Annotated in this window: 9 protein-coding genes; 2 read left to right on the forward strand and 7 right to left on the reverse strand. The window is 74.3% G+C overall.

Annotated elements, in window-relative coordinates:
* Positions 1-10: 10 nt before the first annotated feature.
* Complete coding sequence (locus OIM89_RS23065) at positions 11-1,300, reverse strand: NB-ARC domain-containing protein (protein ID WP_264491596.1); 1,290 nt, start codon at positions 1,298-1,300, stop codon at positions 11-13.
* Between the two features lie 98 nt (positions 1,301-1,398).
* On the opposite strand from OIM89_RS23065, the gene OIM89_RS23070 reads away from it, so the two are divergent.
* Entirely contained in the window at positions 1,399-2,316 is a 918-nt protein-coding gene (locus tag OIM89_RS23070; RefSeq protein WP_151169711.1) for a Gfo/Idh/MocA family protein, read from the forward strand.
* A gap of 21 nt (positions 2,317-2,337) precedes the next feature.
* Here the strand turns inward: OIM89_RS23070 and OIM89_RS23075 are convergent, their stop codons facing one another.
* Positions 2,338-2,712: an arsenate reductase family protein gene (locus OIM89_RS23075; RefSeq protein WP_047470721.1), complete on the reverse strand. Its 375-nt coding sequence runs from the start codon at positions 2,710-2,712 to the stop codon at positions 2,338-2,340.
* A gap of 188 nt (positions 2,713-2,900) precedes the next feature.
* Here OIM89_RS23075 and OIM89_RS23080 point away from each other — a divergent pair, with 188 nt between their 5' ends.
* Positions 2,901-3,206: a hypothetical protein gene (locus OIM89_RS23080; RefSeq protein ID WP_264491597.1), complete on the forward strand. Its 306-nt coding sequence runs from the start codon at positions 2,901-2,903 to the stop codon at positions 3,204-3,206.
* 68 nt (positions 3,207-3,274) lie between these two features.
* Here OIM89_RS23080 and OIM89_RS23085 read toward each other — a convergent pair whose 3' ends face one another.
* The 5 genes from OIM89_RS23085 to cobN all read right to left on the reverse strand — a co-directional run bounded on the left by OIM89_RS23085 (position 3,275) and on the right by cobN (position 13,642).
* Positions 3,275-4,651, reverse strand: coding sequence for an NAD-dependent succinate-semialdehyde dehydrogenase (locus OIM89_RS23085; protein WP_030697125.1), 1,377 nt, complete (start codon positions 4,649-4,651; stop codon positions 3,275-3,277).
* A 161-nt stretch (positions 4,652-4,812) separates the two neighbouring features.
* On the reverse strand, positions 4,813-5,811 hold the full coding sequence (meaB, locus tag OIM89_RS23090; RefSeq protein WP_030697124.1) for a methylmalonyl Co-A mutase-associated GTPase MeaB: 999 nt from the start codon (positions 5,809-5,811) through the stop codon (positions 4,813-4,815).
* Positions 5,812-5,822: 11 nt separating this feature from the next.
* Entirely contained in the window at positions 5,823-8,033 is a 2,211-nt protein-coding gene (scpA, locus tag OIM89_RS23095) for a methylmalonyl-CoA mutase (RefSeq protein ID WP_030697123.1), read from the reverse strand.
* Positions 8,033-9,877, reverse strand: coding sequence for a methylmalonyl-CoA mutase family protein (locus OIM89_RS23100; RefSeq protein WP_151169715.1), 1,845 nt, complete (start codon positions 9,875-9,877; stop codon positions 8,033-8,035). Before OIM89_RS23100 ends, scpA begins: the two co-directional genes overlap by 1 nt.
* A 156-nt stretch (positions 9,878-10,033) precedes the next feature.
* On the reverse strand, positions 10,034-13,642 hold the full coding sequence (gene cobN, locus OIM89_RS23105; protein ID WP_030697121.1) for a cobaltochelatase subunit CobN: 3,609 nt from the start codon (positions 13,640-13,642) through the stop codon (positions 10,034-10,036).
* Positions 13,643-13,692: the final 50 nt, after the last annotated feature.

Consider the following 13,692-nt stretch of genomic DNA (forward strand, 5'->3'; position numbering starts at 1 on the left):
TGGGCGGCCGTCAGCGGCTCCCCCCCAGCTCCGCCCGCAGGTAGTCGCGGATGACGTCGTGCAGGACCAGGCCCCCGGAGTCGGTCAGCCCGACCAGGGCCACGTCCCGCAGACGGCGGCAGAGCGCCCGCGAGCGGACCGGCTCGTACCCGGCCGACTCCCGCCACAGGGCGCAGACCAGCTCCACCGGGATCACCTCGTCCTCGGCGAACACGCCCAGTTCGAGAAGGCGCCGGCGCTCGCCCGCCGACTCGGAGAGCAGGCGTACCGACGCCTCGACCGTGGCGCGTACGGCCTTCTCCCGCTCGGCCGGGTCGTCCAGGTCGAGGGTGTGGGCGCCGCTGCCGAGGTCGGCCCCGGTGGGGCCGGCCGCGCGCAGCAGGGCCAGGGTCTGGGTGCAGGCGTCGGCGGTGGTGAGGCCGGTGGTGGTCTCGGCGGCGAGGAGACGGTTGACCAGGCGGAGGAGGAGCGGCCAGCCGCCGGTGACGGAGAGAAGGGCCGCCACCTGGCCGTCGGTGAGGTTCAGGCCGGCAGTGAGGACGGCGCGGGCCTGGTCGTCGGTCATGCGGTCCACGAGGACGCGGGAGGCGGTGTCCGGGAGGACGGTGGGGATGCGGGTGGTGACCAGGCGGACGCAGTTCCGGCCGCCCACCAGGAAGGGCGCGAGCTGGGCCTCGCTCCACACGTCGTCCAGGACGAGCAGGAGCCGTCCGTCCACGCCGTCCAGGGCGCGGCCGAGCTGCGCCCCCGCCAGCGCCGGGTCCTCGTGGAACAGCGCCTCCTCGCCGGTGACCAGGCGGACCACCTCGGCCGCCTTGGCGGCGATCCTCGGGCCGCCGCGCAGGTCGCCGCCGAGCGTGACGAAGACGACGGTGGAGAAGCGGCGCCGTACCCGCTCGTCCGCGCAGACCGCTTTGGCCAGGGTGGTCTTCCCGAAGCCACCCGCACCCTGGAGGCCGGTGGTCAGGCCGACCGTGCCCGCGTTGCCCGCGAGGACAGCTTCGACGGCCCGTTCGGTCTCCTCCCGGTCCACCAGCCAGCTCGGAGGCGGCGGTACGACGCTGGGCGGGGCAGCGGGGCGCGCGGAGGCCGCCTCGCGCCGCCGGTCGAAGGCGAGCAGCGCCCCCGTCAGCACCAGCATGACGGCGAGGGACGCCCACGGGTGGCGCCGCAGCACGTCCAGCACCCCGGGCCAGCGTGCCGCCTCGGTCGCGGCGTTCCCGGCGAGCGAGGCGGCCAGTGGAATCGCCGCCGCCAGCACCACCCCGACCGCCGCCCCGACGGCCTCCCGCGCCCGCATCGCCCGTTCCCCCCCCACCACGTTGCCCGCCCCGTGTGTCGGGGCGAGCGTAACCGGACACGCACAGGCCGGGACCTCCCGCCGGGCACACTGGCCCCATGAGCGCAGACAACAGCCCCACGCCCCCCGCCAGGACCAAGGTCGCCCTGCTCGGCACCGGTCCCTGGGCGCGGTCCACGCACGCCCCCGCGATCGCCGCGCAGCCCGGAGCCGGACTCGCCGGCGTCTGGGGCCGCCGCGCCGAGGCGGCGGCCGCACTGGCGGGGGAGTACGGCGTGCCCGCGTACACCGGGGAGGACGGGCTCGGGGAACTCCTCGCCGAGGCCGACGCGGTGGCGATCGCGCTGCCGCCGGACGTGCAGGCGCCCCTCGCGGTCCGGGCCGCCGAGGCCGGGTGCCACCTGCTCCTGGACAAGCCGGTGGCGACCACGCCCGCGGCGGCCCGCGAGGTGGCGGCGGCGGCCGAGGCCGCGCGGGTCGCCTCGGTGGTCTTCTGCACCCTGCGGTTCGCCCCGCCCACCGCCGCCTGGATCGCCGAACAGGCCGGGCGCGGCGACTGGTTCACCGCCCGCGCCCAGTGGCTCGCGCCGCTCTTCGCGCCGGGCTCCAGCCACGAGTACGCCTCGCCCTGGCGCAAGGAGAAGGGCGCCCTGTGGGACGTGGGCCCCCACGCCCTGTCCGTGCTGATCCCGGTCCTCGGTGACGTCACCGCCGTCACCGCCGCCCACGGCCCGAACGGCACCGCCCACCTCGTGCTGCGCCACGCCTCGGGCGCCTCCTCCACCGCCACCCTCGGCCTCGGCGCCCCGCCCGCCGCCGGCGGCGTCGAGATCGCCCTGTACGGCGAGCACGGCACCGCCGAACCGCCGCGCTGGGGCGAGTCGGTGACCGCCTACGGCGCGGCCCTCGACGCCCTGCTGGAAGCGGCCCGCACGGGCCGCCCGCACCCCTGCGACGCCGCGTTCGGGGCCCGCCTCACCGAGATCCTCGCGGAGGCGGAGGCCCAGCTCGCCTGAGCGGAGGCGGGCCGGGCCCGGTCAGCTAGCCTCCCGCCCCCGCCCCAGCGCCTCGCGGACCGCCTCCTCGCTGCGGCCCACCACGGCCGAGCCGTCGTCGGCGGTGATCAGGGGCCGCTGGATGAGGCGGGGGCGGGCCGCGAGCGCGGTGACCCAGCGGTCCCGGGCGCCCTCCTCGCGCGGCCAGGAGGCGAGGCCCAGCTCCTTCGCCTCCGGCTCGCCGGTCCGGGTGATGTCCCAGGGCTCCAGGCCGAGCCGGCCCAGCACGGCGCGGATCTCCGCCTCGGTGGGCACGTCCTCCAGGTACCTGCGCACGGTGTACGAGGCTCCTTCGGCGTCGAGCAGGGACAGGGCGCTGCGGCACTTCGAACAGGCCGGGTTGATCCAGATCTCCATGGGCCACACGGTAGCCGCGCCACCCCCTCCCAAACCTCCCGCACCGCCCGTCTGTTCGAATCCGGCCAACCTCCGCCGACCCCCGCGGAACCCGGTCTGGCCAGGGCTGACTGTCAGTCCCCCGCAGTAGAATTGACCCAGTGTTCGAGGGAAGCCGGGGGGTTTCCCGAACCGACAGGAGGATGCCCGTGGCCGTGCTCCACGCAACCGAACCCCTGCCGACCATCGCGCCCGCCGACCCGTCCGCCCAGCAGCCGTACGCCCCGCTCGCCAAGCGCCGGCTGCCCGCCGGCCGGCCCCGCGAGTGGTACGTCCGGCACAACCGCCGCCTCAAGGCCATGCGCCTGGCCATCGCCCTGCTCGACGCGGGCGCCCACGGCCCGGGATTCGTCCACGACCGCACCATCCGGGCCGCCGCCGTGCGCCTGGGCATCCACCCGCCGTCCACCGCCACCTGCCGGATGGTCCGCCAGCTCATGCACTACCCGCGCTGACGCGGACGCGGCGGGGCCCGGCGCGGGAGACTCCCCGCGCCGGGCCCCGGCCGTACGCCCGCCCGCTGTCAGCGGCGCTTGACGCGGACCAGCTTCTTGTTGACGAACTCCTCCATGCCGTACTTGCCCAGCTCCCGGCCGATGCCCGAGCGCTTCACGCCGCCGAAGGGCAGTTCGGCCGCGCTTCCCTCGGCCTGGTTGATGTAGACCATGCCGGTGTCCAGCCGGGAGGCGATCTCCAGCGCCCGGTCCTCGTCGGCGCACTGGATGGCGGCGCCGAGGCCGTAGGGCGTGTTGTTGGCCAGCTCCACCGCCTCGTCCTCCGAGGAGACCCGGTAGATGACCGCGGCCGGGCCGAACAGCTCCTCCTCGAAGGCGCGCATCCCCGGCTCCACGCCGGTCAGCACGGTCGGCTCGTACCAGGCGCCCTCCCGGTCGATGCGGCGGCCGCCGGCCAGCACCGTGGCGCCCTTGGCGACGGCGTCCTCGATCTGCGCGGCGAGCGTCTCGACGGCGCCCGCCGAGGAGAGCGGGCCCATGAAGGTCGACGGGTCCGAGGGGTCACCCGGCACGACCGTGCCGACCGCCGCGGTGAACTTGTCGACGAAGGCGTCGTAGTGCTCGTCGAGGACGATGATGCGCTTGGCCGCGTTGCACGCCTGCCCGGCGTTGCCGAACCGGCCCGTGACCGCGTACTTCACCGTCTTGTCCAGGTCCTCCGGCTGGAGCACCAGGAACGGGTCCGAGCCGCCCAGCTCCAGCACCACCTTCTTCAGGTGGCGCCCCGCCTGCTCCGCGACGGCCGACCCGGCCCGCTCCGAGCCGGTCAGCGAGACGCCCTGGACGCGCGGGTCCGCGATGATCGTGGAGACCTGCTCGTTGGTGGCGAAGAGGTTGACGTACGTGCCGTCGGGGGCGCCCGCCTCCGCGAAGATCCGCTCCATCGCCAGCGCCGACTCGGGACACTGCGGGGCGTGCTTCAGCAGGATGGTGTTGCCGAGCATCAGGTTGGGCGCCGCGAACCGCGCCACCTGGTAGTACGGGAAGTTCCACGGCATGATCCCGAGCAGCGCGCCGATGCCCTCCTTGCGGACCACGGCGCTGCCGCCGCCGGCCACCTCCAGCTCCTCGTCCACCAGGAACTTGGGGCCGTTGGCGGCGTAGTAGCGGTAGATGGAGACGACGATGTCGATCTCGCCGCGGGCCTGGGCGACCGGCTTGCCCATCTCCCGGGTGATGATCGCCGCCAGCTCGTCCTTGCGCTCCGCGTACAGCTCGGCGACCCGGTTCAGCAGCGCGACCCGGTCCTCCTGCGGGCTCGCCCGCCAGCCGCCGAACGCCTGGTGGGCGCGGCCGACCGCCGCCTGGATCTCGGCGTCGGTGGCCTCGGGGAACTCCCGCTCGGTCTTGCCCGTCGCGGGATTGACGATCTTGTACGTGGTCATGCGGTCTCCCCATCAGATCGGCCCGCGCGTACGCGGGCGGTGCTGCTCGGTCCCGGTCGTCCGGCACGCGGCCCGGCCCCCCGCCGCAGGGACGGGGAACCGGGCCGCGCGGAAGTCACCCCGCCACCGTCTCACCCGAAGGCGGCCGGGCGAAGAAGGCCTCACTCGTCGGGGGCGTTCCGGCCGAACGCGGCGAGCACCGACTCGGCGGCCAGCGTCGCCGTCAGCTCCCCGGCCCGGACCCGGGCCTCCAGTTCCGGTGCCACCTCGCGTACCCGTGGGTCGGCGTGCAAACGGTCCAGCAGTGTGTCGTGCACCATGGCCCACACCCACTCGACCTGCTGGTCACGGCGTTTGGCCGCGAGCCGTCCGGTGGAGTCCAGGAGCGTGCGGTGCTGCTCCAGCCGCTCCCAGACCGTCTCCAGGCCGGAGCCCTCGCGCGCCGAGCAGTGCAGCACCGGCGGCGTCCACGCGGCGTCCGCCGGGTGCATCAGCCGGAGCGCCCCCGCCAGTTCCCGCGCCGCCGACCGGGCGTCCCGCTCGTGCGGGCCGTCGGCCTTGTTGACCGCGATCACGTCGGCCAGCTCCAGCACACCCTTCTTGATGCCCTGGAGCTGGTCACCGGTGCGGGCCAGGGTCAGCAGCAGGAAGGTGTCGACCATCTGCGCGACCGCCGTCTCCGACTGGCCCACGCCGACCGTCTCCACCAGCACCACGTCGTACCCGGCGGCCTCCATCACCACCATCGACTCCCGGGTCGCCTTCGCCACCCCGCCGAGCGTCCCCGCCGAGGGCGAGGGCCGCACGAACGCCGCCGGGTCGACCGCGAGGCGCTCCATCCGGGTCTTGTCACCCAGGATCGAGCCGCCGGTACGCCCCGAGGACGGGTCGACGGCGAGCACCGCCACCCGGTGCCCGAGCCCCGTCAGCAGGGTGCCGAAGGCGTCGATGAAGGTGGACTTGCCGACCCCCGGCACCCCGCTGATGCCGATTCTGCGGGCCCGCCCGGAGTGCGGCAGCAGCTCGGTCAGCAGTTGCTGGGCCGCCACCCGGTGGGCGGGGCGGGTGGACTCCACCAGGGTGATGGCGCGCGCGATCTGCGCGCGCCGCCCGTCGAGCACGCCCTTCACGTAGCTGTCGAGATCGATCGTCGCCGCCATCCGTCAGCGGCTCACAGCTCGTGGCCGAGCGACGCGGCCAGCCGCTTCACCAGGTCGTACGCCGCGTCCGGGATGACCGTGCCGGGCGGGAAGACCGCCGTGGCGCCCGCCTCGTGCAGCGCCTCGACGTCCTGCGGCGGGATGACGCCGCCGACCACGATCATGATGTCCTCCCGGCCCTCGGCGGCCAGCTGCTCGCGCAGCGCCGGGACGAGGGTGAGGTGACCGGCGGCCAGCGAGGAGACGCCGACCACGTGCACGTCGGCCTCCACCGCCTGCCGGGCGACCTCCTCCGGCGTCTGGAACAGCGGGCCGACGTCCACGTCGAAACCGAGGTCGGCGAAGGCCGTCGCGATGACCTTCTGCCCCCGGTCGTGGCCGTCCTGGCCCATCTTGGCGACGAGGATGCGGGGCCGGCGGCCCTCCTCCTCGTCGAACTTCTCCACCAGTGCGCGGGTCCGCTCCACCGAGGGCGACTCCCCAGCCTCGTTCCGGTACACCCCGGAGATCGTACGGATCTGCCCGGCGTGCCTGCCGTACACCTTCTCCAGCGCGTCGGAGATCTCGCCGACGGTCGCCTTGGCGCGGGCCGCGTCGACCGCGAGGGCCAGCAGGTTGCCCTCCAGGCCCTGGCCGGAGCCGCGCTCCGCCGAGGCGGTCAGCGCGCGCAGCGCGTCCTGGCAGGCCGCCTCGTCGCGCTCCTCGCGCAGCCGCCGCAACTTGGCGATCTGCTGGGTGCGGACGGAGGAGTTGTCGACCTTCAGCACCTCGATCTGCTCGTCGCTGTCCACCCGGTACTTGTTGACGCCGATCACCGGCTGGCGCCCCGAGTCGATCCGGGCCTGGGTACGCGCCGCCGCCTCCTCGACGCGCAGCTTCGGGATGCCCGCGTCGATGGCCTTGGCCATGCCGCCGGCCGCCTCGACCTCCTCGATGTGCTGCCAGGCCCGCCGCGCCAGGTCGTAGGTGAGCTTCTCCACGTACGCGCTGCCGCCCCACGGGTCGATCGACCGGGTGGTCCCCGACTCCTGCTGGAGCAGCAGCTGGGTGTTGCGGGCGATCCGCGCCGAGAAGTCGGTGGGCAGCGCCAGCGCCTCGTCCAGGGCGTTGGTGTGCAGCGACTGGGTGTGGCCCTGGGTGGCGGCCATCGCCTCCACGCAGGTGCGGGTCACGTTGTTGAAGACGTCCTGCGCCGTCAGCGACCAGCCCGAGGTCTGCGAATGGGTGCGCAGCGAGAGCGACTTGGCGTTCTTCGGGTCGAACTGCCTGACCAGCTTGGCCCAGAGCAGGCGGGCCGCGCGGAGCTTGGCGACCTCCATGAAGAAGTTCATGCCGATCGCCCAGAAGAACGACAGCCGGGGCGCGAACGCGTCCACGTCCAGCCCGGCCTGCTGCCCGGCCCGCAGGTACTCCACGCCGTCCGCCAGCGTGTACGCCAGCTCCAGGTCGGCCGTGGCCCCGGCCTCCTGGATGTGGTAGCCCGAGATGGAGATCGAGTTGTAGCGCGGCATCTTCTGCGAGGTGTACGCGAAGATGTCCGAGATGATCCGCATCGAGGGCGACGGCGGGTAGATGTAGGTGTTGCGGACCATGAACTCCTTGAGGATGTCGTTCTGGATGGTCCCCGCCAGCTTCTCGGGCGACACCCCCTGCTCCTCGGCCGCCACGATGTACAGCGCCAGCACGGGCAGCACCGCGCCGTTCATCGTCATCGACACCGACATCCTGTCCAGCGGAATCCCGTCGAACAGCTGGCGCATGTCGTAGATCGAGTCGATCGCCACGCCCGCCATGCCGACGTCGCCGGTGACCCGCGGGTGGTCGGAGTCGTACCCGCGGTGGGTCGGCAGGTCGAAGGCGACGGACAGACCCTTCTGACCGGCCGCCAGGTTCCGCCGGTAGAAGGCGTTGGACTCCTCGGCCGTCGAGAACCCGGCGTACTGCCGGATGGTCCACGGCTGGTTCACGTACATCGTCGGGTAGGGGCCGCGCAGGTACGGCGCGATCCCCGGGTACGTGCCGAGGAAGTCCAGCCCCTCCACGTCCCGGCCGGTGTACAGCGGCTTCACGCCGATGCCCTCCGGCGTCTCCCAGCGCAGGTCGGCGACGTCGCTGCCGGACGCCTCCTTGACGGCGCTGCGCCACTGCTCCTCACCGGCCGCCGCGCCCGCCCCGGAGGTGAGGCCGACGGTGGAGAAGTCCGGGATCTCGGGCTGGGACATCACGCCACCCCCATGTGGTCGAGAAGAGAGGTGAGCAGGTCCACGGCGGCACAGCCGGCGTAGACCTGCCGGTCGACACCGCCGAACTCGCCCTTGCCCGCCAGGAGTACCTGCCCGGCGCCGGCCGCCTTCAGCGCGGCGGCCACCGGCTCGGCCTCCTCGGCGTAGAGCGCGTCGCTGGAGCAGAGGCAGGCCACGGACGCGCCGCTCGCCGCGAACGCCTCCGCCACCGTCTCGGCGGTGACCGTCACCGGGTCGTGCACCGGCTCGATGCCGCCCGCCTGGAAGAGGTTGGCCGCGAAGGTCACCCGCGCGGTGTGCGCGGCGGCCGGACCCAGCGCCGCCAGGAACACCTTCGGCCGCGACCCGGTCGCCGCCAGGTGCGTGTCCGAGCGGGCCCGCAGCGCCTCGAACGCCTCGTCGCGCCGCACCCGGGGCAGGCCCCCGGCCGGCGGCACGGGAGCGGGCGTCCGCTCGGGCAGCTTCTCCGCGAGGTTCGGGAACTCGCTCACCCCGGTCACCGGTTCCTTGCGGCGCGCCAGCTTCGCGCTGCGCTCCGCCCAGGTCGCCGCCAGCCGCTCGCCGACCAGGCCCGCGCGCAGCGCCTTCGCCTGGCCGCCGGCCCGCTCGATCTCCTGGAAGAACGCCCAGGCCGCCTCGGCCACCTGGTCGGTCAGGGACTCCACGTAGTACGAGCCGCCCGCCGGGTCGGTGACCCGGGCCAGGTGCGACTCCTCGATGAGGATGGTGGAGGTGTTCCGCGCGATCCGCCGGGCGAACGCGTCGGGCACGCCCAGCTCCTGGTCGAACGGGAGCACCGTCACCGCGTCGGCCCCGCCGACCCCGGCGCCCAGCGCCGCGACCGTGGTCCGCAGCATGTTCACCCACGGGTCCCGACGGGTCATCATCACCGGCGAGGTGACCGCGTGCTGGCGCTGCGCGCCCGCCTCCGGCACCCCGCACACCTCGGCGACCCGCGCCCAGACCCGGCGGGCCGCGCGCAGTTTGGCGATGGTGAGGAACTGGTCGGCGACGGCGGCGTAGCGGAACGCGATCTGCCCGAACGCCTCGGCCAGGGTCAGCCCGGCGGCGGTCAGTTCGCGGACGTAGGCGAGCCCGGTGGCGAGCGAGGCGCCCAGCTCCTGCGCGGCCGAGCCGCCCGCCTCGTGGAAGGGGAGCGCGTCGACGGTCAGCGCCCGGACGCCCGGGTAGCCGTCGGCGGCCCGGCGGGCCAGTGCCACGGCGGCGGCGGTGTCCCCGGCGGTGCCGGTGCGCGCCTCGTACCCGAGCGGGTCGGCGCCGAAGGTGCCGCGCAGGGCGTCGGCGGCGACCCCGCGCTCCTCGGCGATCCTCAGCCAGGCGTCGGCCGCCTCGGCGGTCTCGGCGCCCGCGTCCAGGGCGACGGGTGCCAGGTCGAGGTAGACGCCCTCCAGCGCGCGGTCCAGCCCGGCGACGGGCAGGCCGCCCTCGCCGAGCGGGAGCCAGAGCGAGGTGACCCCGTTCTCCAGGTCGGCGAGGACCGCGTCGCGCAGGGCCTCCGCGTCGCTCCCGGTGTGCCGCTGGCGTACGTCCCAGCCGCCCGGGGTGTTGCCCTCGGCCCGCGCACCCCGTACGAAGGGGGCGAAGCCGGGCAGGCCCCGGTCGGGTACGGCGTCGGCCGTGTAGAGCGGGCGGGCGTGGAGCCCGTCGTCGAACGTCGTGGACAGCGCGTCCTCGGCCGCCGTCCCGCTGATGTCCTTGCCCGCTTTGCGCAGTACGCCCGACACCAGGCGCTGCCACTCGTCGTGGGTTGCATCAGGGAACTCGGCGGCCAGAGAGAGCCCGTCGTCAGGCAGGACCGTCATGCTCAGATGCTAGGACAGCGCGGCAGGCGTGCAGCAGTACCCGCGCCTGTGACCTTGCCCTCTCCGCAACGCTGCTGATCCGGTACAGGCAGTGACGTATCCGCACCTCAGGGGCGTGCGGGGCTCCCGCCAGGGAGGCGGGAGCCGTGCCGCGCCTCAGTCGTCGTCCTGGCCGCTCTCCAGGTCGCCTTCAGTCTCCAGATAGGCCTGCTTCAGCGCGGCGAGCACCTCGGGGTCCGGCTCGGCCCACAGGCCGCGCGACTCGGCCTCCAGCAGCCGCTCGGCGATGCCGTGCAGCGCCCAGGGGTTGGCCTCCTTCAGGAACGCCCGGTTCTCCGGGTCCAGGACGTACGTCTCGGTGAGCTTGTCGTACATCCAGTCGGCGACCACGCCGGTCGTCGCGTCGTAGCCGAAGAGGTAGTCGACGGTGGCCGCCAGCTCGAAGGCGCCCTTGTAGCCGTGGCGGCGCATCGCCTCGATCCACTTCGGGTTGACCACCCGCGCCCGGAAGACCCGCGAGGTCTCCTCGACCAGCGTCCGGGTCCGCACCGTCTCCGGGCGTGTCGAGTCCCCGATGTACGCCTCGGGCGCGGTGCCCTTGAGCGCGCGGACCGCCGCGACCATGCCGCCGTGGTACTGGAAGTAGTCGTCCGAGTCCGCGATGTCGTGCTCACGCGTGTCGGTGTTCTTCGCCGCCACCGCGATCCGCCGGTAGGCGCTCTCCATCTCGGCCCGCGCCTCGCGCCCCTCCAGCTCGCGGCCGTACGCGTAGCCGCCCCACACCGTGTAGACCTCGGCGAGGTCGGCGTCGGTGCGCCAGTCGCGGGAGTCGATGAGCTGGAGCAGGCCCGCGCCGTAGGTGCCCGGGCGGGAGCCGAAGATGCGGGTGGTGGCGCGGCGTTCGTCGCCGTGTTCGGCCAGGTCGGCGCGGGCGTGCGCCGCCACGTGGTTGTCCTTGTCCGGCTCGTCCAGCCCGGCCACCAGCCGTACCGCGTCGTCCAGCAGCCCGATGGTGTGCGGGAAGGCGTCCCGGAAGAAACCGGAGATCCTGAGCGTCACGTCGACGCGCGGGCGGCCCAGTTCCTCCAGCGGCACCGCCTCCAGCCCGGTGACGCGCCGCGAGGCGTCGTCCCAGACAGGGCGGACCCCGAGCAGCGCCAGCGCCTCGGCCACGTCGTCTCCGGAGGTCCGCATCGCGCTGGTGCCCCAGAGCGAGAGGCCCACCGAGACCGGCCAGTCGCCGTGGTCGGCCCGGTACCGCTCAAGCAGCGAGTCGGCGAGCGCCTGCCCCGTCTCCCAGGCGAGCCGGCTGGGCACCGCCTTCGGGTCGACGGAGTAGAAGTTGCGGCCGGTCGGCAGGACGTTGACCAGACCGCGCAGCGGCGAGCCCGAAGGCCCGGCCGGGACGAAGCCGCCGTTCAGCGCGTGCACCGCGTGGTCCAGCTCGTCCGTGGTCGCCGCCAGCCGCGGCACCACCTCGCGGGCGGCGAACGCCAGGATGTCCGCGACCGCCTGCCCGTGCCCCTCGGCGACCCGCGCCGCCGCCTCCGGGTCCCAGCCCGCGTCGTCCATCGCCTGGACCAGCGCCCGGGCCCGCTCCTCGGCCTCGTCGGCGGTGGTGCGGGTGGCGGCCGACTCGTCCAGGCCCAGCGCCTCGCGCAGTCCGGGCAGCGCCGTGGTGCCGCCCCAGATCTGGCGGGCCCGCAGGATGGCGAGGACCAGGCTCACCCGGGCCTCGGCGGCCGGGGCCGAGCCCAGCACGTGCAGCCCGTCGCGGATCTGCGCGTCCTTCACCTCGCAGAGCCAGCCGTCGACGTGGAGCAGGAAGTCGTCGAACCCGTCGTCGTCCGGCCGGGCTTCCAGGCCCAGGTCGTGGTCGAGCTTGGCGGCCTGGATCAGCGTCCAGATCTGCGCCCGGATCGCCGGGAGCTTGGCGGGGTCCATCGAGGAGATCGCCGCGTACTCGTCGAGCAGCTGCTCCAGGCGCGCGATGTCGCCGTAGCTCTCCGCGCGGGCCATCGGCGGCACCAGGTGGTCGACGAGGGTGGCGTGCACCCGGCGCTTGGCCTGGGTGCCCTCGCCCGGGTCGTTGACCAGGAACGGGTAGACCAGCGGCAGGTCCCCGAGGGCCGCGTCGGGGCCGCAGGCCGCCGAGAGGCCCGCGTTCTTGCCGGGCAGCCACTCCAGGTTGCCGTGCTTGCCCAGGTGCACCATGGCGTCGGCGCCGAAACCGCCGTCCTCGGCGCGCGCCTGTATCCAGCGGTAGGCGGCCAGGTAGTGGTGGGAAGGCGGCAGGTCCGGGTCGTGGTAGATCGCGATCGGGTTCTCGCCGAAGCCGCGCGGCGGCTGGATCAGGATCAGCAGCCGCCCGAACCGCAGCGCCGCCAGGACGATGTCGCCCTCCGGGTTGTGGCTGCGGTCCACGAACATCTCGCCGGGCGGCGGCCCCCAGTGCTCCTCGACCTGCTCGCGCAGCTCGGCGGGGAGCGTGCCGTACCAGCGGCGGTAGTCGGCCGCCGGGATACGCACCGGGTTGCGGGCCAGCTGCTCCTCGGTCAGCCAGTCCTGGTCGTGGCCGCCCGCCTCGATCAGCGCGTAGATCAGCTCGTCGCCGTCGCCGGACTCCAGCCCGGGGATGGCCTCGGCCCCGAAGTCGTACCCCTCGGCGATCAGCCGCCGCAGCAGCGCCACCGCGCTCGCCGGGGTGTCGAGCCCCACCGCGTTGCCGATCCGGGAGTGCTTCGTCGGGTACGCGGAGAGGACCAGGGCCAAGCGCTTCTCGGCGTTGGGGAGGTGGCGCAGGCGGGCGTGGCGCACCGCGGTGCCGGCCACCCGGGCGGCGCGCTCGGTGTCCGCGACGTAGACCGGCAGGCCGTCCGCGTCCAGCTCCTTGAAGGAGAACGGCACCGTGATCAGGCGGCCGTCGAACTCCGGGACGGCGATCTGGCTCGCCGCGTCCAGCGGTGAGAGTCCCTCGTCGTTTCCCTCCCAGTCGGCGCGCGAACTGGTCAGGCAGAGCGCCTGGAGGATCGGCACGTCCAGCGCGGCCAGCGCCCCCGCGTCCCACGACTCGTCATCGCCCCCGGCCGAGGCCCCGGCCGGCTTGGTGCCGCCCGCCGCCAGCACCGTGGTCACCAGCGCGTCCGCGCGGCCCAGTTCGGCCAGCAGCTCCGGCTCGGGGGAGCGCAGCGAGGCCACGTAGAGCGGCAGGGCGCGGCCCCCCGCCTCCTCGATCGCCCCGCAGAGCGTGTCGACGAAACCGGTGTTGCCGCTCATGTGGTGGGCGCGGTAGTAGAGCACCGCGATCAGCGGGCCCGCGGCGTCCGGGGCCGGGGTGCGCTCCAGCGGGCCCCAGGAGGGGGCGGGCGCCGGCGCCTCGAAGCCGTGGCCGGTCAGCAGCACGGTGTCGGAGAGGAAACGGGCCAGCTGCTCCAGGTTGGCCGGGCCGCCGTGGGCCAGGTAGGCGTGGGCCTCGGCCGCCACCCCGATCGGGACCGTGGACGCCTCCATCAGCTGGGCGTCCGGGGCCTGTTCACCGGTGAGGACCACCACGGGGCGGTCCTGCGCCAGCAGCGCGTCGATCCCCTCCTGCCAGGCGCGCACCCCGCCCAGCAGCCGCACCACGACCAGGTCGGCGCCGTCCAGCAGCTCCGGCAGGTCGTCCAGCGGCAGCCGCGAGGGGTTGGCGAAGCGGTACGGGACCGGGCCGCCGGCGCTGCGGGCGCTCAGCAGGTCGGTGTCGGACGTCGACAGGAGCAGGATCATGCGGCGTCAAGCCTTCCTCCGAGGTCCGCGCCTCGGGGTGGGACACAACG

It is taken from the genome of Streptomyces sp. BI87 (assembly GCF_025957665.1).
GTDB classification, from domain to species: domain Bacteria; phylum Actinomycetota; class Actinomycetes; order Streptomycetales; family Streptomycetaceae; genus Streptomyces; species Streptomyces albidoflavus.